The sequence below is a fragment of the bacterium genome (assembly GCA_035295165.1).
Lineage (GTDB): Bacteria > Sysuimicrobiota > Sysuimicrobiia > Sysuimicrobiales > Segetimicrobiaceae > JAJPIA01.
In genome coordinates, this window is sequence record DATGJN010000091.1 from 107,298 (window position 1) to 131,580 (window position 24,283).

A 24,283-nucleotide genomic window follows, 5' to 3' on the forward strand; every position below is an offset into this window, starting at 1 on the left:
ACTGATCACCTCGCCCAGCGGAGCCCCCGCAGCCGGCTCACGGCGGCGCGCGCCGTTCGGACGGTGCGTCTCGGCAACCTGCGCATTGGCATCCATGCGACATCGGCGACGTCATCGCCCGCGGTGAGATCGGCAGTCCCGTCGGCGATCCGGGCAATGTAGCACACGTCCAGCGTGGCGATTCCTCCGGACCCGTACGTTCCGGCAAAGGTGCCAAGCGTCCCCTGCAGTTCCACCTCGACGCCCAGTTCTTCCCGTGCCTCACGCCGTGCCGCGTCTTCCGCCGTTTCTCCCGGCTCCACGAACCCGCCGACGAGGTCCCAGTGCCCCTGCAACGGAGGGATCGCTCGTTTCGCGAGCAGAACGCGCGCCCCGTCCACAATCACGAGCGAGGCCGTAGGTTTGGGATTGTTCCAGTATGTCCATCCGCACCGGCGGCAGGTCTTTACGCCGCGGCCGCCGACCGGCGTCAGCGGCGCGGCGCACTGCATGCAGAAGCGCGCTCGCATGGCGATCCTCCAGGAGAAAGCGCCGTCCGGCCCCCAAAGAGGCAGGTTCGTCCTGCAGGAAGAACCGTACCACAGCGCAGCGTCGGTCGAGCATGCGCCGGAGTGACTCCATGGACAGCACCGCCCCCCGTGTCCCACGCTTGGCCGGCGCCCTGGTGACCGTGCCGGGCGCCGGGGTGGTGCTGAGTGGATGGCTGTTTCCTCCCGCGGCGCCGGGTCGAGCCGCGTCGGCCGCGGTGATCGTGCTGCACGGGTGGAGGCCGCCTGGCGTCTGGGCTGCCCTGGACGTGGCGGGCGTCGCTCGCGAACTTGCGACGGAGGGATACGCCGCGCTCGCGCTGTCCCTGCGCGGATGGCCGGGGTCCGGCGGCGAGGACGACGGCGGGTTGCGCCAGCCCGACGACATCGCCGCGGCCCTCGACTGGCTCGCGTCGCGACCCGGTGTGGATCCTGCCCGTCTTGGGCTCCTGGGGTTCTCCCAGGGGGGGCAGGTGGCGCTGTTGACTGCGGCGCGGTCGGCGTCGGTGAAGGCGGTGGTCGCGTACTATCCGGTGACCGACATCGATGCGTGGCGCGAGACGACGTCCTTTCCGGCGATCCGGGACGTCTACGTGCCGCGTGTCTGCACCCCCGGCGGGACGCGGGTGCGATCGCCCGTCGACCGCGCCGCTTCCATCACCGCCGCGGTGATGCTGATCCACGGCGATCGAGATACCCGCGTGCCGACGGCGCAGAGCGTGGCGATGGCCGATGCGCTCGCCGCCGCCCGCCGTCGTGTGGAACTCGTGCTCGTGCCGGAAGCGGACCACGGGTTTGCCCGGCGCGAGCACCCCGGCGTGTGGCGGCGGGCGCTCGCGTTCTTCGAGGAACACCTGCGCGGCGAGACCGGCAGCGCGCGACCGGTGGTCCCGTGAGCGACGAGACGTCGAGGCGGGCGCTACGGCCTGTCGTCACCGCTCATCTCTTCCCTGAACTCCTGACTGGGCTCCTGGAGCTCTTGACCGGGCTGGACACCGGGGAGTGGGCCGCGCCCGTCCCGCGGAAATCCTGGTCGGTGAGAGAGGTGGCGTTGCACCTGCTCGGAGTGGACGTGGGGCTCCTCTCGCGCCAGCGGGACGGTCACGCGGCGGCCGGGGCTCGCATCGACGACTACGAGGGACTCGTGCGGTTTCTCAAGACGCACAACGACACGTGGGTTGACGCCGCGCGACGGATCAGTCCGCGCCTGCTCTGCGATCTCCTCCGCTTCACCGGGGACCAAGTCAGCGACTACGTCCAATCGTTGGACCCCGACGCGCCGACGGAGCCGGTCAGCTGGGCGGGGCCGGACCCGGCCCCCACGTGGCTGCACGTGGCTCGTGAGTACACCGAACGGTGGCATCATCAGCAGCACATCCGCGATGCGGTGGCGAAGCCGGGCTACGGCAGCGTCCGCTATCTCAGGCCCGCGCTGGAGACGTTTGTGCGGGCGCTCCCCCGCGCCTATCGCAAGGTGGAGGCTCCGGAGCACACGGTGATCGAGATGGCGATTTCAGGAGCGGCGGGAGACAAGTGGCTGCTCGTGCGGGAGTCAGAAGCCTGGAGACTCTATCTGGGACATACGCCCGCTCCGGACGCGCTCGTCGTTCTTCCGCAGGAGATCGCGTGGCGGCTCTTCACGAGGTGGATCGCCAGGCAGGACGCGCTGCGCGAGTCTCGGGTGCGCGGAGATCCGTCGCTGGCATCTGTGGTGTTTGATACGGTCGCCGTCATCGCGTAGCGGCAGGTGTGCGGCCTGCGACCCGGCGCGGTCGCCACGCGCGAGGGAGCCGGCCCGAAGACCGGCTCCCTCGCGGCGCGTTGGGGTCGATGGGGTGCGGCTCAGGCCGTCACTGCGTGTATCGCCACTGCTCGATGTTCCACCCGTCCCCGGCGTTGCTGGGGTTGCCGGTGAGGCCGGCGAGCTTGCTGCTCGTCGCGGTGGCGGAGACCATGTAGTACACGGGGATCGTCGGCACGTCCCGCCCGAGCATCTCCTGCGCCTTCCAGAACAGCGGCTTGGCTTTTGCGGGATCGATTTCCTGTTCGGCCTGGTTGATGACGTCCGTCACGTCCTTGTTCACGTAGAAGTCTTCGTTCAGGCCGTTCGGCGGCAGCGCGTCGGCCGAGTAGAAGATCGACAGCGCCGGCGGCGCGCCGATCTTCCAGCGGTGGAACAGGGTGTCGCACTTGCCGGTGACCCGGATCTCCCCGTACACGGTCGAGGAGTAGTTGTGGATCTGCATATCCATGCCGACCGCGCGCAGTTCGGCCTGGATGACCTGTTGGACCCGGTCCTGGGTCGCGTCCCCGGTCGCATTGCAGTTCTCGAACGTCAGCGCGTGACCGCCCTTCTGGAGCACGCCGTTCGCGCCCGGCGTCCAGCCCGCCGCGGCGAGGAGCTGCTTCGCCTTGGCCGGATTGTACGTGTACTGACTGTACGCCTTCGCGTCGTACGCCCACGTCAGCGGGGTCATCGGCGGCCCCGCGGCCGTGCCGAGGCCGCCGAGGACGCTCGACACGATCCCGCGCTTGTCGATCGCATACGCGACGGCCTGCCGCACGCGGACGTCCTGCCACATCGGCCGCTTGAGGTTGAAGTCGAAGTGCATCCACGCGTTGAGCGGGTAGACGACGACCTTCACGTTCGGCGTGGCCTGCAGCGCTTTGATCTGGTCGAACGGCACGAGCCACGCGACCTGCGCCTCACCCGTCTTCACCATGTTGATCCGCGTGTTCGGGTCCTGGACAAACCGCCACACGATCCGCTTGATGTGCGGGAGCCCCTGCGCGGCGCCGCGGTAGTACGGGTTCGCGACCTCGACGAGCGACTGCCCGGGCTGCCACGACTCGACCTTGTAGGGACCGGTGAGCACGGGGCTCCGGTTGTAGGCGGTGTAGGTGTTCAGGTCGTGGCCCTCGAGGATGTGCTTCGGCATCAGGTACCGGAACGTGTTCACGATGTAGCCCGAGTACGGGGTCTTGAACGTCGCGACGACGGTCAGGTCGTCCGGCGTGTCCACCGACTCGATCAGGTTCCAGCCCGGGCGCGTGTCAACGCGGAACGTCGTGTCGATCATCGCCTTGTACGTGAACAGGGCGTCCGCCGATGTCACCGGCTGGCCGTCGCTCCACTTGAGCCCCGGCTTGAGCTTCCACGTCACGATCATCTTCTGGCCGACCAGCTTCACGCCGCCGTTGGACAGGAGCGGGACCTGTCGGGCCAGCAGCGGGATGTACCGCATCTTGTCATCGTTCGTGACGAACCCCTCCGCCAAGCCCATGTCTCCGACCGCAGGAATGTGCGTGGCGTAGGGGTTCAGCGTGTCGGGTTCCAGGGGATACGCGACCGTGAGCGTGTCCGGTGTCGCCGCAGCGCCCGCCGGCGGCCCAGGGATCGCGATCAGGCCCGCGACCAGAACCAGCCATGCGATCGTACAGATCGTCCCCGTCATCGTGCGCGCGCGTGTCCTCATCGTTGTCCCTCCCCTGGGGTCTCGTACCGTGATTCCCGTGCTACACGGCTCCCGATGCGGGGCCGTCGAGCAACGTCTTGTAGACGCGACCGTCCTTCATGACCAGCGCGAGGCGGCCGGGGTCCGCAACGGCGGCGATGTCGTCGAGTGGATCGCCGGCGACGAGCAGCAGGTCGGCCCGGCGCCCGGGCCTGAGCGTGCCGACGCGGTCGTCCATCGAGAGCAGCCGGGCGGCGTCCCCGGTGGACGCCACGATCGACTGCATCGGGGTCATCCCCGCCTCGACCATGTAGACGAGCTCCCGCGCGTTCTCGGCGTGTCCGAGCGCGCCTGCGTCGGTGCCCATCGCCATCGGCACGCCGAGCGCGAGCGCCCGGCGGAACACCTTGCGCTTTTCCTCGAGCATCGCCGGCACCCGCGCGGCGGTGTAGGCCGGAACGGACGTCGGGTCGCGCCGGATCCGTTCCACCATCCGCTGCGTGACGCTGAGGGTGGGGACCAGCCAGATCCGGCGGCGGGCCATCTCCTCAAGCTGGCGGTCGCTGGCGAGCCCCCCGTGCTCGACCGTGTCCACGCCCGCGGCGAGGCACATGTCGAGGCTCTCGCCGCCGTGCGCGTGCGCCATGACGCGGACGTCCTTGCTGTGCGCTTCGTCGACGATGACCCGCACCTCGTCGAGACAGAACTGGCGGGTCGTGTACCCTCCGCGCGGCGACCCGCCGCCGCCGTTCGTCGCGATCTTGATCCAGTCCGCACCGAGCTTCAGCACCTCCCGGACCTTGCGGCGCACGCCATCCGTGCCGTCGGCGATGCCGTCCGGAATCCCAGGAAGCCTCGGCAGATCCGAGGAGAGCCCGGACGGCTGCGTGAGATCGCCGTGGCCGCCGGTCTGGGAAATGATCACCAGGCTGATGAGGAGCCGGGGCCCGTCGATCACGCCCTGGTCGACCGCCATCTTGACGCCGAGGTCGACCCCGGCGGCGTCGCGCAGGGTCGTGACCCCGGCCCGCAGCGTGTCGTCCAGCCACCGGCCCACCTGCAGCACCGCCAGGCTCGGCGCCAGTTGGAAGCGGCGCGTCAGGTCGAGCCCGAAGTGCGCGACGTGGTCGTGGCAGTCGATGATCCCCGGCATCGCCGTGCACCGCGACCCGTCATACACGTGGGCGCCCGCCGGAAGCGCGCCCAGCCGGTCGAGCGGGCGCACGTCGGCGATCAGCCCGTCCTCGATGATCACGGCGGTCGCCCCCGTCGCCGCGGCCCCGGTGCCTTCGATCAGCCGGCCGGCTTTGACGACGTGGGTCACGGCTGCGGTCACGCCCGCGCCGACCCCGCGGCCCGGCGGCGCTGGGCCTCCTGGCTGAGGCGCAGGAAGGCCGGCACGAACTCGCGCGCGTACGCGACCATGCGGTCCAGGATCTGCCGGCCACGCGCTTCCGAGGCGACGCTCCAGTCGCCGCTTGCGCCGCTCGGCAGCACGTCCGACGCCTCGTTGAAGAGGCCGATCTCGAACCCCTGGAACTTCCCGGTCCGGTACGACGCGACCGAGATCGGCCCGTCGCTCGCTACGTACCCGCGAGTCTCGGCGTGCCCCTCGAGCGCCACGGCGTCCGGCGCGAGCGCCATCATGACGGAGATCGTGGGCTCGCCCCCGTGCCCGAAGACCTGGTCGGCGTTCGGGGTGATGTCGCGGGCGACGTGGTTCGCGAGGCGCCACGGGTACAGGATGGCCAGGAGCACGCCGTGCCGCTGCCGCATCTTCGCGGCGACCGGCTCGATCGCGGCTTCGTTCGGGCCGTGGTTGTTCACGATGACGACGTGGCGGAACCCGTGCGCGATGTATCCCCCGACGACGTCCTGGACGACCGCGCGCAGCGTATCGAGCCGCAGGCTCACCGTTCCGGGAAACGCCGTGTACGGCGTGTACCCAAACCACAGCGGCGGCGCGACGTAGACATCGTCGAGACCCTCCGCGGTCCGCCGGCAGACGTACTCGGCGAGGATCGTGTCCGCGCCGGTGAAGCCGGCGGGGCCGTGCTGCTCCACGCACCCGATCGGCACGAGCAGCACCGACCCGTCCTTCGGGATTGCGCCGATCTCCTTGTAGCTCATCAGCGCGAGGCTCCACTTCCGCATTCTACATCCTCCCGGTCCGCGTCCCGGCCCACGCGGGCGCCGGGGATTTGTAGACGATCCCGTCCTTCATCACGAGCGCGATGCGGTGCGGATCCGCGACGACGGCGATGTTCGCGAGCGGGTCGCCATCCACCAGGATGAGGTCGGCGAGCATCCCGGGCGCCACCGCACCGAGCGAGTCGGCCATGCCGAGCAGTGCCGCGGCCATGCTCGTCGACGCCACGATCGACTGCATCGGCGTCATGCCGCTCTCCGTCATGTAGACGAGCTCCTTCGCGTTCTGGGCGTGGCCGAGCGCGCCCGCGTCGGTGCCCATCGCGATCTTGACGCCGCAGTCCAGCGCCCGCTTGAAGTTGCGTCGCTGCGTGTCGAACACCAGCGGCAGCTTCGCCGCCGTATACCACGGCAGGGACTGCGGGTCGGCGTCGAGCCGCTCTTTCATCCTCGCCGTCACGCTCAGCGTCGGGACGAGCCAGATGCCGAGGCGGGCCATCCGCTCGATGTCGGCCTCCTCGGCGACCGCGGCGTGTTCGATCGAGTCCACGCCGGCCTCGAGGCAGAGCTTGATCCCGTCGCCACCGTGGGCGTGCACCATGACACCCTTGCCCGCGGCGTGGGCCTCGTCCACCATGGCGCGGAGCTCCTCGAGCGTGAACTGGCGCGTGGCCGGTCCGCCGCGCGGCGAGCCGACCCCGCCGGTGGTCGCGATCTTGATCCAGTCGGCGCCGAGCCGGATGACCTCGCGCACCTTCTTGCGGCACTCGTCGGGCCCGTCGGCGATCCCGTCGGGGACGCCGGGCAGCCGGGGAAAGTCCGAGGCGAGGCCGCACGGCTGGGTCAGGTCGCCGTGCCCGCCCGTCTGCGTGATGATGACGAGGCTGATGAACAGCCGCGGCCCGGCGATGACGCCCTGCTCGATCGCCAGCTTCACGCCGAGGTCCGCGCCCGCCGCGTCGCGGAACGACGTGATGCCCGCCATCAGCGTCTCCGTGGCCCACCGCCCCGTCTGCAGCACCGCGAGGCTGGGCGCGGTGTTCATGCGCCGCCGGAGGTCCATGCCGAGGTGGGCGATGTGGTCGTGCGCGTCGATCAGCCCGGGCAGCAGGGTGAGCGACGGATGATCGTACACCGCGACGCGGTCGCCCACCGGTCCGAGCGTGGCCGCGGGGCGCACGTCCGTGATGCGGTTACCCTCGACGACAACCGCGATGTCGCGTTGCGGGAGACCGCCCGTCCCGTCGATCAGGCGTCCGGCTTTGATGATGCTCGTGGATCCTGCCACCGTGTGCTCCTCCTCGGCTCCCGGCCGGCGCGCCCCGCGTCCCTACGGCAGCGCCTTGCCGAGCCGGCGGATCAGCTCGTACAGCTCGTCGAAGTTGTGCCAGCCGAGCTCCCGCTCGTGGTCCTCGATCTCGTAGATCATCCGGTGCAGCTTCGTGTTGAGAGGGACCGGGACGCCGATCTGCGCGGCCTTCTCCTCGAGCGGGCCGTGTCCCCAGCGGACCTCGGACTTGCGCTTGCGGTAGACGATGTCCCAGTGGATGCCCGAGCCCTGCTTCACATAGGTGTGGGTGCCCTGCCGCTGGTGTTCGATCGCGAACCGGGCCTGCGTCTCCACGGTGGCGCGGATCCACGCAAACAGCCGCGCGGTGTCCTCGTGGGTCGTCGGAAAGTAGAGCGGCGGCTCGAAGAACGGTCCGCTCGGGACGTCGATCCCGTGGGCGCGGGCGACCTCGAGCGCCTCGCGGACCAGGGGGCCCGTGACGCGCTGGGCGCGGACGTCCGAGAGCACGACGTGGTACGGGAGATCGATCAGGGCGCTCGCCACGGTCTGCGACCCGAAGCACTTCTTCGCCCAGATGCGGGCCCGGATGTCGGTCAACAGGTGACACTCCGCGACCTCGGAGAGGAGGCGGTGGACCTCGCGCACGCGAGGGGTGAGGCGGCCGTCGAGCTCGCCGACGTAGACCGGGCCCTCGATGACGAACTCGAGGTGACCGGGCTCGACGTAGGCGCCGCCGTAGTCGGGGAGGGCGCCGATCGTGCGCTCCGCGCCCACGATCGACGCGATCTGGTCTTCGTTCACGAGGCCGTTTTGGAGGGAGACGACGAACCCGTCCGAACGCAGCAGGGGCTTGATGGCCGCGACGGCGTCCTGCGTGTGCTGGGACTTCACCGACAGGAGGACGCATTCGAGCGGGTCCCGGAGCTCGTCCGGGGTGAACGCCCGCTGCGGCGGCAGCCGGTGGTCGCCGCGGCCGCCGTCGACGAAGAGCCCCTTCGTGCGCAGGTGCTCGACGTGCTCGCGGTTCGTGTCCACGAACGTGACGTCCTCGCCCGCGAGCGCGAGCCACGCCCCGGTCAGCCCTCCAATGGCTCCCGCGCCCACGATCGTGATCTGCATCGGCCGCCCCATGTGATCCGAATGACCGCTACGGGTAGTCTTTGCCGAGCGACTGAATCAGCGCGCGCAGCTCATCGAAGTTGTGCCAGCCGAGCTCGCGTTGGTGATCCTCGATCTCGTAGATCATCTGGTGGAGCCGGCCGTTGAGCGGCACCGGGACGCCGGCGTCCCTGGCCTTGTCCTCGAGCGGCGCGTGGCTCCAGCGAACCTCGGACTTACGCTTGCGGTAGACGATGTCCCAGTGGATGCCCGACCCCTTCTTGATGTACGTGTGGCCGCCGGGCCGCTGCTCTTGCCGCCGGTACGCGCTCTGCTTGGCCTGGGCCTCGTCCATGAACGCGAACAACCGCCGCGTATCCTCGGCCGTCTTGGGGAAGTACAGCGCGGGCTCGAAGAACGGCCCGCCGGGGACGTCGACGCCGTGCGCGTACGCCACCTCGAGCGCTTCGCGGACGAGCGGACCGACGACGCGCCGGGCGCGCTCCTCGCCCACCACTAGGTACGAGGGGGCGTCGACCAGCGCGCTCGCGACGATCTGCGCGCCGAAGCACGTCTTCGCCCAGATCCGCGCCTTGATGTCGGTGAGGAGCTCCGCCTCCGCCACGTGCGAGAGGAGGCGGTGCACCTCCCTGACGCGCGGGGTGATCCGACCGTCGAGCTCGCCGACGTAGACCGGGCCCTCGATCACGAACTCGAGGTGGCCGGGGTCGACGTACGCGCCGCCGTAATCCGGCAGCGCGCCGATCGTGCGCGCGGCGCCCACGATCGAGGCGATCTCGTCCTCGTTGGCGAGGCCGTTCTGCAGCGAGACGACGAACCCGTCCGGACGGAGCAGCGGCTTGATCGTCTCGACGGCGGCTCGAGTGTGCTGGGACTTCACGGAAAGGAAGACGCACTCGAGGGGGTCCCGGAGCTCGTCCGGCGTGAGCGCCCGCTGCGGCGGCAGCCGGTGGTCCCCGCGGCCGCCGTCGATGACGAGCCCCCGGGTGCGCAGGTGTTCGACGTGCTCCCGATTCGCGTCCACGAACGTGACGTCTTCGCCGGCCATCGACATCCACGCGCCCGCGATCCCGCCGATCGCGCCCGATCCGACGATCGTGACCCGCATCGCTCGTCCTCCTCGATCTCCGTCGATCGTCACTCAGCCGAGCAGGTTGGCGGGCACGCCCTGTCCGTAGGGGCTCGTGACGTCCAGCGTCTCGAGGTACCCGTGCACCGTCCGCGCCACCTCGGCGATGAACTGCTCGGAGACGTTCCGATCCGGCGGGCCGTACTTGGTCATGACGCAGATCGCGTACGGCCGGCGCTTCTGGTAGATGATCGCGCCGTCGCACCGGACCCGCTCCATCCCGCCCGGCTTGTTGGCGATCACGATGTCCTGCGGCAGGCCCGGAGCGAGGTAGCCGCGCTTGGGCTTTTTCAAGATGGCGAGCGTCTCGGTGCACACGAAGCGGCTGAGCCGCTCGCCGCGGTGCAGGATCTCGAGGAACTGCACGACCTCCAGCGGGCTCGCGACGTTCTCGTCGCCGCGGATCACCGACGCCTGGTCCTGCATCTTCCGGCGCAGCGTCGTCTGCGACAGGCCGAGCCCGCGCAGCATCGCGTTCGTGCCGTCGATCGTCGCCCAGTCGATGCACAGATTGGTCGCCGTGTTGTCGGAGACGATGATCATCAGCACCGCGACGTCGCGCACGGTCAGCTCCTCGGCGTCGTCCAGGTACGTGAGCACGCCGCTCCCCGGGACGCGCACGGCGTCGTCGATCACCACCTTGCGGGCCAGGTCGATCTCCCCGCCCTCGGCGCGCTGCATCAGCCGGGCCAGGATGTGGATCTTGATGGTGGATGCGGTCGGGAACACCTCCTGCTCGTGCACCGCGACCTGCCGGCCGGTCGCAAGATCGCGGACACACAGGCCCGCGGCGCCGGGGAACGCGGCGACGAGCCCCTCCAGGTCCGCGGACAACCGCTGCCACACCAGCTGCTCAGACATACGCCACGCGCCCCCTTTGCGTCGCCGTCACTTCACAAACACGTCGAGGTCCCGGAACGCGCGCCGGATCCGCCAGTACCGGGCCCGCCGCGCGGTCGTCAGGCGGGTCCAGATCGCCGCGACCAGGCCGTACACGATCGACAGGCTGGCGGTCACGGACTGGAAGAACAGCATCCCCTCGGTCGGCACGATGACCTTGAGCTTCGCGTGCCGGGCGAGCGGCGACACCGAGCTGTCGGCGATCACCGCGGTGGGAATGCCGTGCTCGCTCGCCCACTGCACGGCGGCGACCACGTCGCGGTCGCACTGCCAGAAGCCGATGCCGATGACGAGGTCGCGCGACGTGAGGCCGGTGAGCTGCGTGGCCCAGTGCACGCGGCTGCGCGCCTCCGCACGGACGTTGATGTCGAGCGCGGCGCACAGATGCGCGAGCGCCACCGCGGGCGCAGCGTAGCTGCCGAACGCGACGATCAGCACCTGGTTCGCCGACAGCATCTGCGAGGCGAGCCGATCGAGCACGCGGGTGTCGATCGTCTCGAGGAGGCCCTGCAGGTTCTGGACGTCGCGCAGGATCGCCGCGCGGTACACGTTTCGGGACGGCGTCCGCTGCCGCTCGATCAACTCGAGCGGTTCGAGGCGGCCGAGGTAGGTGTGGCGCAACTCCTGACGGAGCTGGTGGAACCCCGTAAACCCGACCGCCTTCGCGAATCGGGAGATCGTCGCGGCGTCCACGCCGGCCTTCTCGGCGAGCTGCCGCGTGCTGGCCAGCGACGCGAACTGGGGGTTGTTGGCGACGAAGTGGGCGACGCGCTGGTGGGTGGGGCTGAGCCGCGGCAGGGACTCCGCCAGCAGGTCGGCGAGCACGACGCGCTTGACCGCGGGCGACTCCGTGTGCGGGGTCATGGGCGGCGTATTACAACAAATGGTGCAGAAACTCCTTTTGGCAGGTTTCCGTTGCAGCCACGGGCAGGAGATCGCGCGCAGCGGCCAGAAGCACGGCAGCCAATCCCGCGGCGGAAGCCGCACGGGAAGGCGGGGGCGGGAGTGAGCGGACGGGCGGACGCGGGACCTCCCGCGCCGGGCGGCGCGGCCGCAGCCGAGCGGCGGGGCCTGGGGGAGGGCCCGCGATGACCAGGTTCGTGCTGCGGCGCCTGCTCGGGGCCGTGCCGCTCGTGATCGGCGTCTCGATGATCGTGTTCGGGATCTTGCAGGCGATGCCGGGCGGCCCGCTCGCGGTCTACCTCGACAATCCCTACATCACGGCCAGGGACATCGCGCTGATCAAGCACCAGCTCGGCCTCGACCAGCCGCTGTACGTCCAGTACGCGCGATGGTTTGGGGCGTACGCGCTCGGGCACTGGGGGATCAGTTACTCTTCCGGGGAGCCGGTGGCGTGGCTGATCTTCGCCCGGCTCCCCGCAACGCTCTTGCTCATGGGGACGTCGTTCCTGCTCGCGATGCTCTTCGCGCTCACGACGGGAGTCTACAGCGCGGTGCACCAGCACTCGGCGTTCGACTACGCCGCGACGGTCTTCTCGTTCCTCGGGATCTCGATGCCGGTGTTCTGGTTCGGGTTGATGCTGCAGCTCCTGGTCGCGGTGCGCCTCGGCTGGCTCCCGGTCGCCGGCTACGGCGCCGGCGGGTGGCTCCCGGTCGCCCAACATCTCGTGCTCCCGAGCATCGTGCTGGCGATGTTCACCGCCGGCCGGTGGAGCCGATTCACCCGCGCCGGCGTGCTCGAGGTGCTGCGCCAGGACTACATTCGCACGGCGCGGGCCAAGGGGCTGGCGGAACGGCGCGTCGTATTCCGCCACGCGCTCCGCAACAGCCTGATCCCGGTCGTTACGGTCGTCGCGCTCGACCTCGCCGGCCTGCTATCGGGCGCCGTGGTGACCGAGACGGTGTTCGCGTGGCCGGGCATGGGCAGCCTCTTGATCCAGTCGATCTCCAACGTGGACTACCCCACGCTGCTCGCGATTCTGATGCTCAGCTCGTTTGCGATCATCCTGTCGAACCTGCTGGCCGACGTGCTGTACAGCCTGCTCGATCCGCGGATCGTGTACCGATGAGCGCGCGGGCGGTCGCGTTGCCGCGGCGATCGAGCCTGCTGCGTGACGCGTGGCGCCGCTTCGAGCGGGACCGGCTTGCGGCCGCGGGCGCGGTCGCGCTCCTCGTCCTCGCGACCGGCGCGGCCGCCGCCCCGCTGTTCACGTGGTACGCCCCAAATCAGGTAGACCTCGCGCGGCTCGACGCGGCGCCGTCCGCTGTGCACTGGTTCGGCACGGACGATCTGGGCCGGGACGCGTTCAGCCGCGCGTTGTACGCGGGGCGGGTGTCGCTGTCGATCGGCGTCGGGGCCGCGGTGGTGTCGGCGCTCGTGGGGACCGCCGTCGGCGCGTGCGCTGGGTACTTCGGCGGCGTCGTGGACAGCGTGCTGATGCGGGCGACGGACGTGGTCCTGTCGATCCCGCCGCTGCCGCTCGTCATCGTGCTCTCGGCGATCGTGAAGCCGTCGCCGCAGATCCTCATCCTGATCATCGCCGGGATCGGGTGGATGGGCACCGCGAGGCTCGTGCGCGGCGCGTTTCTCTCGATCCGGGAGACGGAGTACATCGAGGCGGCCCGCGCCGCGGGGTGCGGCAGCGCGCGCATCATCCTCAGGCACGCCCTGCCGAACAGCCTGGCGCCGATCATCGTCGCGGCGACGCTGGCGGTCGGCAACGCGATCATCACGGAGTCGGTGCTGTCGTTTCTCGGGGTGGGGATCCAGCCCCCGACGGCGTCGTGGGGCAACATGCTGCAGAACGCCGAGTCGACGATGACGACGAAGCCGTGGCTCTCGGTGTTCCCGGGCGTGTTCATCCTGGTGAGCGTGCTCGGGGTCAACGCGCTCGGGGACGGTCTGCGCGACGCGCTCGACGTCCGCATGAAGGAGTGACCCCGCGGGCAGACGAGGAACCGGCGGCGAAGTCATGGGACGGCGGCGCGAGCGGCGCGCCCGCCGGCGTGCACGGCATTCGAGAAGAGCATCGGGGAGGCGGGGATGGCGAAGATCGCAATCGTGGGGTGCGGGGCGATCGGCGGATTGGCAGGATTCTACATGGCGCGGGCGGGCGAGGACGTGCTGTTCATCGACCAGAACGCGGATCACGTCCGGGCGATCCGCGAGCGCGGGATCGCGGTCAACGGGGTGTACGGCTCGATGTCGATCCCGCCGCAGCGCGCCTGTACGCCGGCCGAGATCGCCGAACCGCTCGACGGCCTGGTGTTCCTGGCGTGCAAGTCGCAGGCGACCGACGCGGCGATTCGGGCCATCGCGCCGCGCCTGGCGCCCTCGGCGTGTGTGGTCTCGCTGCAGAACGGCATGAACGAGGACACGATCGCCGACGTCGTGGGCCGCGCGCGCACGATGGGCGCGCTGCCCGACTACGGCGGGGCATATCTCGATCCCGGCGTGCTTGAGGCCGTCCACGAGGGGACGGTGTACGTCGGCGAGCTCGACGGCAGCCTGACCCCGCGCGTCCGCGAAGCGGCCCGGCTGCTCGGGATCGGCCCGAACGCGTGCGAGCTGCTGACCGACATCGTCGGGCGGCTGTGGACGAAGCACGTGTACAATTCGCAGATCGTCGTGACCGCGCTCGTGAACGGAACGGTCGTGGAGGTACTCGGCAACCGAGACGTCCAGCGTCTGGCCGCCGCCGCCGTGCGCGAGGCGATGCAGGTCTCGGACGCCGCCGGCGTCCGAGTGCACGGCGACCGGTGGTTCGATCCTGGGCTCTACCACCCCGAGACGCCCGCGGACACCGCCCGGCTGCTCGCCTCGTACGACCGGCTCGTGGAACACCTGGGCGGCCATCAGGTCGGCGACGGACCGGGCGGCTACAAGTACGTCAAGAAGGCGAGCGGCATCCACTGGGACCTCGTGTACCGCAAGCGGAAGAGCGAGGCGTCGCACCTCACGGTCTGCACCCACGCGGCCCGCTACGGGGTGGCCGTGCCGCTCAATGCCAAGATCGTCTCGATGATCGAGGAAGTCGAGGCCGGGAAACGCGAGCTCGGCTGGCACAACATCGCGGAGGGCACCGCGTACGCGAAGCAGATCGGCGCGACGCTCCCCTGACCGACCACGAATGCGCTGGCGGCCCCGCGGCGCGGTCTAGCCGGCGTCGCGATACCGCGATCCCATTCCAGGGCCCCCGGGCCGTGTTCGTCGGCCGGAAACATTCCGTCGAGCAGCGCTGACAGCGTACTCGCTGCGGTCGCGGCCAACGCCGCCGCCGAGGCGTCGATCGGGCCTCGCCGAGGGGATCGCGCGGCCGAGTCGAAATCGTGCGTCACGGTCTCACACCCCCGAGGACCGGTCTCACGTAGACGCCGCACCGAGGGCTCGAAGGCGGCGAGGCGGAGTGCCGCCGCACCTTGACGAGACAACCTCGCTCGTGCCATCGGCGGCGTCATGATAGAGAATTCGAAAGCTGAGATCGAGCGTGAGGGAGCGAGTCTGATGACACGCTACGGTTCCGATCTCGTGGTCGACCTGCTTCGCGGGTTCGGGATAGAATACGCTGCGCTCAATCCGGGCGCAACGTTCCGGGGGCTTCATGACTCGCTCGTCAACTACGGCGGAAACGAACGCCCCGAGATCATCCTGTGCTGTCACGAGGAAATCAGCGTCGCGATCGCCCACGGATACGCGAAGGCCGCGGGCAAGCCGATGGCGGTTGGGCTGCACGACCTCGTCGGGCTGCAGCACGCCAGCATGGCGATTTTCAACGCGTGGTGCGACAGGGTGCCCGTGCTCCTGCTCGGTGGTGCCGGGCCGATGGCGATCGAACACCGGCGTCCGTGGATCGACTGGATTCACACGGGGCTCGTTCAGGGGCAGCTGGTCCGCGATTACGTGAAGTGGGACGATCAACCCAGCAGCATTCCCTCGATGACAGAAGCCCTGCTCCGTGCACATCGGATCGCCGTGACCGAGCCGCAGGGCCCGGTGTACGTCGCGCTCGACGCGGCACTTCAAGAGGGCGTGGTGCCGGCAGACACGCCGCTTCCCGAGATCGCCCGGTACGCACGGCCGGAGCGTCTGCAGGGGAGTCCGGCCGCGCTGGACGCGGCCGCCGAACTGCTGGCGCGCGCCGAGCGTCCGGTGGTCCTGGCCGAGCGTCTGGGCCGGCACGCGGGAGCGTTCGACGCGCTGCGGGAGTTGGCGGAACTCCTGGCAGCCCCCGTGGTCGATCTGTACAGTCACGGGCGCCCGAATCTGGCCAACACCCATCCGCTGGACCTCACCGCCGCCAAGAACGACCTCCTTCGTGAGGCGGACGTGATCCTCTCCCTCGATGTGATCGATCTCTACGGCGCCTTCGCCGAAACCAACCCGGCGACCCGCGAGCCGTCGATGATCGTTGGGGCGGGCGCGAGGGTGATTCACATCACCCTCGACGATCTCGCAGCCCGATCTTGGGTGGCGGACTACCAGCGGCTTGTGCCCGTGGAGATCCACATCATCGCCGACACCGCGCTCGCGGTTCCCGCGCTGGTGGAACGGCTGAGATCGCGCGCGGGCTCCGAGGGCGAGCGGACGGCTCGCTTTCACCGGCTCAAAGCGGCGCACGAAGCGTCGCGCGAGGAAGGATGGCGGCAGGCTCGCTCGCGATGGGACGATGTGCCCATTTCTCCGGCACGCCTCGCCGCCGAAGTCTGGGAGCGCATCAAGACCGAGTCCTGGGTCCTCGCAAACGGGGCGTTGGGCGGATGGCCGCGCCGGCTGTGGGAGTGGACGCGTCACGATGCGTATTTGGGCTTCAGCGGCGGCGCGGGACTGGGCTACGGGCTCGGCGCGTCTATCGGAGCCGCGCTGGCCCATCGGGGAAGCGGCAGGATTGTCGTGGATCTGCAATCGGACGGCGACTTCTTGTACACTCCGAGCGCGTTGTGGACGGCGGCCCACCACCACATCCCACTGCTCGTGGTGATGTGCAACAACCGATCCTACGGAAACGACGAGGTCCACCAAGAACTCGTGGCCCGCGCACGGAACAGGCCGGTGGAGAACAAAGTCGTTGGCATCCGCCTCGAGAAACCTCCGGTGGACTTTGCGGGGCTGGCTCGGTCCCTGGGCGTGCACGGCGAAGGGCCCGTCGACGTCCCCGGCGAGATCGGTCCGGCGCTGAGACGCGCGCTGCGGGTTATCAAGGATCAGGGACGGCCGGCGCTCGTCGACGTCGTCATGCGATAGGTGAATGCGCCGCTGGCCCCTCTGTCGAGGCGACGAGCCGGCGCGCGCCCCCGCCCGGTGAACGGTTACGGTCGGTGGTCGCCGGCTGGGCCGACCGCGCCCGAGGATGCCCCGAGCTTCGCCAAGACAAGCCTGCCGGCTTTGAGCACGTGGGTTTCCATCAGCGTACCTGCGTCCGCCGCGTCCCGCCGCCGGAGAGCGTCGATGATCGCCGGGTGATCGGCGAGAGTGGTCTCGACCCATCCCGGGATCGCTTCGTAAAAGTGGCGGGGGACGTACCGGGAGGCGGTACGCAGGAACCAGCGCAGGCGATTGGCGTCGGGCACGTTGTTGATCGTGCGGTGGAACTGGAAATTCAGCGTCTCGATGGTTGACGTGCGCTCATCCAACGGCTTATGCGTGCTGACCGTCACGATCTCGTTCTGGATCGCCTCCAGCCTCTCCAGAACGGTCGTCTCGATCGTGGTCGCCGCGCTCGCGGCGAGCTGCCCGGCGACAAATGCGTGAACCCTGAATACATCTGCGATGTCCTGACGTCGCACAACCGCGACGCGAAACCCACGCCGGGGCAGCACTTCGATGAGCCCTTCGCCGACGAGCGTGACCAGTGCCTCTCTGACAGGCATCGTGCTCACTCCCAGCCGCTCCGCGATCGCCAGTGGTGCCATCCGCAGGTTCGCCGGGAAGATGCCGCCGATGATGCCGTCGCGGATGTACCGGGCGATTTCATCGCTGAGCCGGCGGTTGGGGAGCAGCGGGAAGCTGAGAAAGGCGTCTACGGGCGTGTGCGCGGCGGGGATGGCATCCGCGCCGGGTTGCGTTCCTGCAGCCAGTTTCGTGATCGGACGGGCCTCCTCGCTGGTAGGGAAATGCAATGGCTCCACCGAATTTCATGATAATTGATCCTCGATCTAAGATCAAGTATCCTACGTTTCGACGAGGGGGACAAACGTGGAGAATCGCTCAGCCCGTTGGCACTTGGACTTCTGCGCAAACGGCGTGAGGGTGGTGGCGCTCGCGCTCGGCCTGGCGGTGGCACTCGCAGTGTCCGCAACGGCAGCCGCGCCGAGCGGCGACTACAACCTGAGCGTGCTGGAGACGACGCCGGGCTTCTTCGACCTGCCGCTCTACGTCGTGATGCATGACGGCTACGCCAAGACCAACCACCTCAATCTGACCCTCGCCCAGTTTCAGACGGGGGGCGGCACAACCTCCCAGGTGTTTGCCGGAGGCACGGGCGACATCATGATGGGAGGCATGGATCTTCCGGTCCGGCTGATGCAGTCGAAGACGCTTGATGTGACCGTGTTGGCCGACATGCTGCAACGCGGCGTGTTCGTGCTGGTGTCGAAGGCTGGCTCCCAGTATCACACGTTGCAGAGTCTGAAGGGCCAGATTGTGGGCATCAGCGGACCGGGCGCGTTCAGCGAGTTCGCGCTCCACGTTGCGCTCAAGAAGGCCGGCATGGATCCGAACGATGTGCAGATCGCCGCGCTCGGCGGCACGCCGGCACAGTACGCCGCCGTGCTCTCGGGCAAGGCCACGGCCGTGCAGCTCCAGTCCCCGATCCTCGAGAACGCGCTCGCACAGCACACCGTGCAGCCGATCTACGACTTCCGGACGGAACAAGGGCTGCAGGCCGGGTTGGTGTTCACCGGGCGCACCGCGGCGATCAGGGCCAATCCGGCTCCCTACATCGCGTTCATGCGTGCCTACCGTCAGGCGCTGCAAAAGATTCGAACCGATCCGGTCTATGCGATGAAGTGGGCGACCGAGGAATGGGGGTCGACGACGCCCGCCGCGAATCTCCAAATCCAGCTGGATTCGTACCTGCGCAACCCCGGAATTTGGTCGCTCGACGGCATCTTCACCGTCGTGATGTACAACAACACGCGCGAGTTGCTGCTGGGCTCGGGGCTGTTCACCGAGCCGGGCTTTCCGACCTACAAGCAGCTCACACAGTACGCGCCGCCGTTGCAGTGACACCGGCGGTTCCGAATCGCCTAGAGCGCGGGAGTGACGCCAACGGCCTTGGGGCGCGATAGAACCGGCGGCGACGCGGGCGGCGGGCCGGTGGCACCGGGCGGGGCCGAGGTCGTCTCCTCGTCCGACACCCGGGGGGCCTCAATCGAGGTGTCGGGCGTCACGGTCCGCTACGCCGCGGCCGCGAGCGCGGGAGGGCGGCACCAGGGCACGCTGGCGATCGACGATATCTCGTTCCGCGTGAGGCCTCAAGAGATCGTGGTCATCGTGGGCCCCAGCGGCTGCGGAAAGTCGACGTTGCTCAAAGCGGTGGCGGGGTTGTTACGGCCCTCCCGAGGCTCGGTGCGGGTGATTCAACCGCAGGCGGCGGCGCCGCGCGTCGGATTCATGTTCCAATCCGACGCGTTGCTGCCGTGGCGGACGGCGGTGCAAAACGTCGAGTTGGCCGTGCGGCTGGCGGGCGAGAGCAGCCGGGTCGCGGCGGCGCGGGCCGTGCACCTCATGCGAGAACTGGGACTCGGCGACTCGTGCGACAAGTACCCGGCCCAACTCTCGGGCGGGATGCGGAAGCGCGTGGCGCTGGCGCGGGCGTTGGCCTACGAGCCGGCGGTCTTCCTGATGGACGAACCGTTCAGCGCGCTGGACGCGAATACGCGCATCCACGTCGGAAACTTCTTTCTTCGGATCGTGGAACGGTTCGGCCAAAGCGTGGTGTTCGTCACGCATGATATCGACGAGGCGGTCGCGTTGGGGGATCGCATCCTGGTGCTGTCTCGCGGACCGGGGCGCCTGGTGGGAACGTTCGACGTCGCACTGCCGCGGCCGCGCGACTACTACAAGAGCCGGTTCGAGGACGGCTTCCGGGAGCTGCAGAAGCGCGTGTTCGATCTGATCGGATAGGCGAGTCGATTCAAGCACAAGGGAGGAGACGCTGTGGCAAAGACGCTCGAGGGTTCGGTCGCGATCGTAACGGGTGCCGCTGGCGGCATCGGGCAAGCCTACGCGAAGGGGCTTGCGGAGCAAGGCGCGGCCGTCGTCGTGGCCGACCTGAACGGAGACGGCGTAGAGAAATTTGCTTCGCAGCTCACCTCGGAGGGCTTTTCCGCGTTCGCCACGACCCTGGACGTGACCGACCCGGCGTCCGCTCAGGCCATGGTGGACCGCACCCTCTCGAAGTTTGGAACGGTCGACATCCTCGTGAACAATGCCGCGGTCATGGCCGAGATCCCGCACGGCGGTCTCAGCGAGATCCCTCTTGATTGGTGGGAGCGGGTGATGCGCGTCAACGGCACCGGGATCCTGATCTGCGCGCGCGCGGTCATCCCCACGATGAAGGCGAAGCGCAGCGGCAAGATCATCAATCAATCGTCCGCGGCGGCGTTCTTGCCCGGCAGCGTGTATCGAATCAGCAAGCACCTCGTGGTGGCGATCACCGCCGGATTGGCCGTCGAGCTCGGCCCCCACAACATCAACGTGAACGCCATTGCGCCGGGGTTGATCGCGAGCGAGGCCGGGTTCCGAGCCGCCGGACCGATCGGCTCACCGCAGCGGACGGCCCGGTACAAGACGATCCCGCACGCCCGTCCGGATCGTCCGCCCACGGATCTGGTGGGCACGCTCCTCCTGTTGGCGTCTCCCGCCGGAGACTTCATCAACGGACAGACCATCAACGTCGACGGCGGGTGGGTCATCCGCCTGTGACGGCGACCGGCCTGCATCGCGGGAACGCGGCGGGCCGCGGCGACGCGTCTCGCGGGTGGAGGGGCGCGCGATGAACCTGCACGTGGGCCTCGGCCTCTTCACCGGGCAGGTGCCCCCCGGCGACGCTCGGTCTGTCGCCGACGAGTATGAGGATATCCTGGCGCTCGCCGGGGTCGCCGAGGAGATCGGGTTCGATTCGTTCTGGGTGTCCGAGCACCACGGCGCGGCCGATTCCTACCTGCCGTCGCTCACGGTGATGCTGGCCGCGGTCGCGGCGGTGACGAAACGCCTGCTGCTGGGGACCGCGGTCGTGCTCGGCCCGTTTCAGCATCCGCTTCGGTTTGCGGAAGATTGTGCCGTGGTGGACCAACTGTCTCGCGGGCGGCTCATCATCGGCATCGGCTCCGGGTGGCGACAGGAAGAGTTCAACGCGTTTGGGATCCCGCTCGCCGAGCGGGCCGGTCGCACCACGGAACTCGTGAAGATCTGCCGGGCGGCATGGGAGCAGGAGCGGTTCTCGTTCCAGGGGCGATACTTCTCGTACGACAACGTGCGCGTCACCCCAAAGCCGTTCGCGCATCTCAAACTGATGCTCGGCGGTCGGGCGCCGGCGGCGCTCGCGCGCGCCGGACGTCTCGCCGACGGGTACATGGGGACGCCGCAGAATCGGATCGCGGAGTTTCGCGCGGACGTCGGTGCCTTCGACGCCGCGGCACGCGGCGCGGGACGGGTTGCGGAACGTCTGTCGGTCGGCTTTCACGTGAACGCGTGGGTGTCCCCCGATGGGGCGATCCCTGAGTCCGTGCGGACGGCGATGTGGCACCAGATCGGAACGTACATGGCGTGGCACGCGGCCGAAGAGAGCGGCAATCCCTCGTCCCCGCTGCCGCCGATCGACGACGGCGTCGTCCGGGCGCGTACGTTCGCGGGCACCCCGGACGACGTGGTGCGTCAGGCCCGTCCGTGGGTCGAGGAATTCGGGCAGCGCGAGCTCCACGTCATCGTTCGACTGCACTACCCCGGCATGCGACGCCAGGATGCGGAGCGGGCGATGCGGCTGTTCGCCGCGGACGTCATCCCCGCGCTCAAGCGGCTTGCCGGCGGCACCCTCCCCTCGCGCTCCGGGGACGATGCCTGAGCCGCGGCCGCGCGTCCGCGGCGGCCGGCGGCATTCCCCGCGGGCGCGGCGGAGCCCGTCGGTCATGCAACCGGTGTGATCGTCAACGTCGTGGACGGATTCGTGCAGCGGTTGCGCGGCACATTCTGAGGGCGGGAGACGCGAGCGTGCACCTTGGAGAGCAGCTGGTCGATCGGTTGATTGCGTACGGGGTCCGGCACGTGTTCGGCTGTCCGGGCGGACAAACGCTCCCGCTCTACAACGGGATCGCCAAGCGGCCCGGGCGAATCGACCACGTGCTCATGCGCGATGAGCGGAGCGCCGCGTACGCCGCGGATGCCTACGCGCGCGCCACCGGCACGCTCGGCGTCTGCGACGCGACCGTGGGACCGGGCGCCAGTAACCTGGTCTCCGGGCTAGTGGAGGCCTACGCGTCGTCGGTTCCGGTGCTCGCCATCGTTTCAGACATCCCGCGCCGCTGGGAGCACCGTCGCCACCTCGGATCGGCGTCGCAGGGCTTTGAGCAGCGGCGGTTCCTCGAACCGTGTGTGCGTTGGTACGGGCGCGTCGAGACGAGCGACAACCTGCCCGACATCCTCCACGCGGCCGTCCGCATCGCCACCTCCGGGCGCCCCGGACCCGTCGTGCTCGAGATCCCCGCCGACGTCTTCTACGGACCGGCCGGCGCCGAGGAGTTTCCCGCCGCGCCGCAGTGGGCGGCGTTTCCCCGGCTCGGGCCTGCTCCAGACCCGGCGGCGGTGGAGCAGGCAACCGCCCGACTGCGGGCCAGCACGACGCCGATCATCGTCGCCGGGGGCGGCGCGCTGCGGGCCGGCGCCGGGCCGGATCTTCAGGCGCTGGCGGAGACGCTGCGGTGTCCGATCGCCACCACGGTCACCGGGAAGGGGGTCATCCCGGAAACCCACCCTCTGTCCGTCGGCGTGACCGGGTCGTTTGGTATTCCGATGGCCAACGCGCTGCTCGCGGAGAGCGATTGCGTGGTGTTCGTCGGCACCAAGGTGGGACAGTCCGCGACGCTCTCCTGGACGCTCCCCGCGCCGGGCACGCCGGTGATTCACCTCGACATCGACCCCGAGGAGATCGGCAGGAACTATCGAGACTCGATCGGGATCGTGGCGGATGCGCGGCTCGGGGCCCGCGGTCTCGTCGACGCGCTCCGCCACGCGCAGGTGAACAGCGCGTGGGACCGTGAGCGCATCGGCGCCATGCGCCGCGAGTGGTGGGAGGGTCCGATCGTCTACAAAGAAGCCCCGAAACCCGGCATTCTGAAACCGCAGGACGTGGTGCGGGTCGTCGGGGCGCTCATGTCAGACCGCGACGTGCTGGTGACGGACGCGAGCCTCGCGTCCGGTTGGGGAGCCAGCCGCTGGCAGGCCAAGACCAGCGGCCGCCGGTTCTTCGCTCCGCGCGGCCTGGCCGGCCTGGGGTGGGGTCTCCCCGCGGCGATCGGCGTCGCTGCGGCCATGCGAGACCTCGAGACCCACGGCCGGGTCGTCTGCCTCGCCGGCGACGGCGGGTGGGCGTACTCGATGGCGGAGGTGGAACCGGCGGCGCGCATGGGCCTGCCGATCGTCTCGGTGGTGCTCAATAACAGCAGCCTCGGCTGGATCAAACACGTCGCGGCCAGTCGATTCGCCCAGGAGATGGTGTCGGAGGGCTTTCTCGACGTCAAGTTCGCGGACGCTGCCGGGGCGCTCGGCGCCACCGCGGAGCGGGTCGACGCCCTGGACCGCTTCGAGGCCGCGTTTCGCGCCGCCGTGCGGGACGAGACGTCCCGTCCGTGGGTGATCGAGGCGCGGTCGTGCGACGTTGAGACGCCGGTGCTCCAACCTCCGGCGGGCACCGCGCGGGGCGGATATTGAACGGATCCGCCCGATGTGCGAGATCGGCCTCGGGCGCGCGCCGCGGTGTGCGCGCGGCACGCACCTGCGCGTTCGCGGCCCAGGCGGGCGGTCGGCCGGCGACGTTCACACGAAAAAGGAGTCGACGATGTCGCTGAGGACGGAACCCGAGAGCGTGCCGAACGAGCCGCCGGTCGAGGGGAACGCGAGCCCCGCCGGGACGCCGCTGGTATGGAGACTGTGGTCTCGGGACGCCGCGCTCCGGGTCGGCATCCTCGCCGTCGTGCTCGCGACGTGGCAGTGGTTTGGGGAGTACCTGATCGGTGTCAACTGGGTCAGCAGCCCCTCGCTCGTGTTTCAGCGACTGGTCAGCATGACGCGGGACGGATCGCTGGCGCGCAATACGGGCGCGACGTTGCAGGAAACGCTGCTCGGGTTGATCGCCGGGATCCTGCTCGGGGTCGTAGGCGGGATTCTCATCGCGCGCGCACCGACGGCGGTCGCCAAGGCCATCGACCCGTATCTGATCGGAGTCTACAGCCTGCCGCGGGTGGCGCTCGCGCCGTTCTTCATCCTCTGGTTCGGCATCGGGTTGGTGTCGAAGGTGGTGCTGGTCGTCTCCGTCGTGGGGTTCGTCGTCCTCTTCAATGTGCGGACGGGGATGGAGTCGGTCGACGTCGACATCATGGATGCGCTGCGGAGCATGCGCGCGAACCGATGGGAGATGATCCGCTACGTCATCATCCCGTCGTTGGTGCCATGGATCCTGTCGTCGGTCAAAATCGCCGTGGGGATCGGGTTCGTGTCCGCCGTGGTCGGTGAGATGGTCGGGTCCACGAAAGGGTTGGG

22 protein-coding genes are annotated in these 24,283 nt (G+C 69.3%); 12 read left to right on the plus strand and 10 right to left on the minus strand.

Annotated features, from left to right (window positions below; translation table 11 throughout):
* Positions 1-5 precede the first annotated feature (5 nt).
* Positions 6-509, minus strand: coding sequence for an NUDIX hydrolase (locus VKZ50_15390; protein HLJ61109.1), 504 nt, complete (start codon positions 507-509; stop codon positions 6-8).
* Positions 510-619: 110 nt separating this feature from the next.
* Between VKZ50_15390 and VKZ50_15395 the strand changes: the two genes are divergently transcribed.
* Both VKZ50_15395 and VKZ50_15400 read left to right on the plus strand, forming a co-directional pair.
* Positions 620-1,423, plus strand: coding sequence for a prolyl oligopeptidase family serine peptidase (locus VKZ50_15395; GenBank protein HLJ61110.1), 804 nt, complete (start codon positions 620-622; stop codon positions 1,421-1,423).
* On the plus strand, positions 1,420-2,268 hold the full coding sequence (locus VKZ50_15400) for a maleylpyruvate isomerase N-terminal domain-containing protein (GenBank protein HLJ61111.1): 849 nt from the start codon (positions 1,420-1,422) through the stop codon (positions 2,266-2,268). The genes VKZ50_15395 and VKZ50_15400 overlap by 4 nt, the downstream gene beginning before the upstream one ends.
* 109 nt (positions 2,269-2,377) lie before the next feature.
* On the opposite strand, the gene VKZ50_15405 is transcribed toward VKZ50_15400, so the two are convergent.
* From VKZ50_15405 to VKZ50_15440, 8 genes are read right to left on the minus strand one after another with little or no spacing between them, the layout of a single operon-like run.
* The gene (locus VKZ50_15405) at positions 2,378-4,003 is read right to left on the minus strand and encodes a peptide ABC transporter substrate-binding protein (GenBank protein HLJ61112.1); all 1,626 of its coding nucleotides are present in this window, start codon (positions 4,001-4,003) and stop codon (positions 2,378-2,380) included.
* 40 nt (positions 4,004-4,043) lie between these two features.
* The gene (locus VKZ50_15410) at positions 4,044-5,318 is read right to left on the minus strand and encodes an amidohydrolase family protein (protein ID HLJ61113.1); all 1,275 of its coding nucleotides are present in this window, start codon (positions 5,316-5,318) and stop codon (positions 4,044-4,046) included.
* Positions 5,315-6,136: a creatininase family protein gene (locus VKZ50_15415; protein HLJ61114.1), complete on the minus strand. Its 822-nt coding sequence runs from the start codon at positions 6,134-6,136 to the stop codon at positions 5,315-5,317. Before VKZ50_15415 ends, VKZ50_15410 begins: the two co-directional genes overlap by 4 nt.
* A gap of 1 nt (position 6,137) precedes the next feature.
* Positions 6,138-7,418, minus strand: coding sequence for an amidohydrolase family protein (locus tag VKZ50_15420; protein HLJ61115.1), 1,281 nt, complete (start codon positions 7,416-7,418; stop codon positions 6,138-6,140).
* Between the two features lie 42 nt (positions 7,419-7,460).
* Positions 7,461-8,540, minus strand: a complete 1,080-nt coding sequence (locus VKZ50_15425; GenBank protein ID HLJ61116.1) for a 2-dehydropantoate 2-reductase — start codon at positions 8,538-8,540, stop codon at positions 7,461-7,463.
* A 28-nt stretch (positions 8,541-8,568) separates the two neighbouring features.
* On the minus strand, positions 8,569-9,648 hold the full coding sequence (locus tag VKZ50_15430; GenBank protein HLJ61117.1) for a 2-dehydropantoate 2-reductase N-terminal domain-containing protein: 1,080 nt from the start codon (positions 9,646-9,648) through the stop codon (positions 8,569-8,571).
* A gap of 33 nt (positions 9,649-9,681) precedes the next feature.
* The gene (locus VKZ50_15435) at positions 9,682-10,530 is read right to left on the minus strand and encodes a serine hydrolase (GenBank protein ID HLJ61118.1); all 849 of its coding nucleotides are present in this window, start codon (positions 10,528-10,530) and stop codon (positions 9,682-9,684) included.
* Between the two features lie 27 nt (positions 10,531-10,557).
* Complete coding sequence (locus VKZ50_15440; protein ID HLJ61119.1) at positions 10,558-11,433, minus strand: MurR/RpiR family transcriptional regulator; 876 nt, start codon at positions 11,431-11,433, stop codon at positions 10,558-10,560.
* A gap of 224 nt (positions 11,434-11,657) precedes the next feature.
* On the opposite strand from VKZ50_15440, the gene VKZ50_15445 reads away from it, so the two are divergent.
* From VKZ50_15445 to VKZ50_15460, 4 genes are all read left to right on the plus strand, one after another.
* Complete coding sequence (locus VKZ50_15445; GenBank protein HLJ61120.1) at positions 11,658-12,599, plus strand: ABC transporter permease; 942 nt, start codon at positions 11,658-11,660, stop codon at positions 12,597-12,599.
* Positions 12,596-13,468, plus strand: a complete 873-nt coding sequence (locus VKZ50_15450) for an ABC transporter permease (GenBank protein HLJ61121.1) — start codon at positions 12,596-12,598, stop codon at positions 13,466-13,468. The genes VKZ50_15445 and VKZ50_15450 overlap by 4 nt, the downstream gene beginning before the upstream one ends.
* A 105-nt stretch (positions 13,469-13,573) precedes the next feature.
* Entirely contained in the window at positions 13,574-14,650 is a 1,077-nt protein-coding gene (locus VKZ50_15455; GenBank protein ID HLJ61122.1) for a 2-dehydropantoate 2-reductase N-terminal domain-containing protein, read from the plus strand.
* Between the two features lie 384 nt (positions 14,651-15,034).
* Positions 15,035-16,771: a thiamine pyrophosphate-dependent enzyme gene (locus VKZ50_15460; protein HLJ61123.1), complete on the plus strand. Its 1,737-nt coding sequence runs from the start codon at positions 15,035-15,037 to the stop codon at positions 16,769-16,771.
* A 65-nt stretch (positions 16,772-16,836) separates the two neighbouring features.
* Here the strand turns inward: VKZ50_15460 and VKZ50_15465 are convergent, their stop codons facing one another.
* Positions 16,837-17,655 (minus strand): GntR family transcriptional regulator, encoded by an 819-nt coding sequence (locus VKZ50_15465; GenBank protein ID HLJ61124.1) that lies wholly within the window; start codon positions 17,653-17,655, stop codon positions 16,837-16,839.
* 67 nt (positions 17,656-17,722) lie between these two features.
* Between VKZ50_15465 and VKZ50_15470 the strand changes: the two genes are divergently transcribed.
* The 6 genes from VKZ50_15470 to VKZ50_15495 form a co-directional block, all read left to right on the plus strand.
* Positions 17,723-18,754, plus strand: coding sequence for an ABC transporter substrate-binding protein (locus VKZ50_15470; GenBank protein ID HLJ61125.1), 1,032 nt, complete (start codon positions 17,723-17,725; stop codon positions 18,752-18,754).
* Between the two features lie 90 nt (positions 18,755-18,844).
* Positions 18,845-19,654: an ABC transporter ATP-binding protein gene (locus VKZ50_15475; protein ID HLJ61126.1), complete on the plus strand. Its 810-nt coding sequence runs from the start codon at positions 18,845-18,847 to the stop codon at positions 19,652-19,654.
* A 33-nt stretch (positions 19,655-19,687) separates the two neighbouring features.
* Entirely contained in the window at positions 19,688-20,455 is a 768-nt protein-coding gene (locus VKZ50_15480; GenBank protein ID HLJ61127.1) for an SDR family oxidoreductase, read from the plus strand.
* Positions 20,456-20,525: 70 nt separating this feature from the next.
* Positions 20,526-21,593: an LLM class flavin-dependent oxidoreductase gene (locus VKZ50_15485; GenBank protein HLJ61128.1), complete on the plus strand. Its 1,068-nt coding sequence runs from the start codon at positions 20,526-20,528 to the stop codon at positions 21,591-21,593.
* 146 nt (positions 21,594-21,739) lie between these two features.
* The gene (locus VKZ50_15490) at positions 21,740-23,455 is read left to right on the plus strand and encodes a thiamine pyrophosphate-binding protein (protein ID HLJ61129.1); all 1,716 of its coding nucleotides are present in this window, start codon (positions 21,740-21,742) and stop codon (positions 23,453-23,455) included.
* Positions 23,456-23,582: 127 nt separating this feature from the next.
* Positions 23,583-24,283: ABC transporter permease subunit (locus tag VKZ50_15495; protein ID HLJ61130.1), on the plus strand; the 701-nt coding region annotated here is incomplete at its 3' end.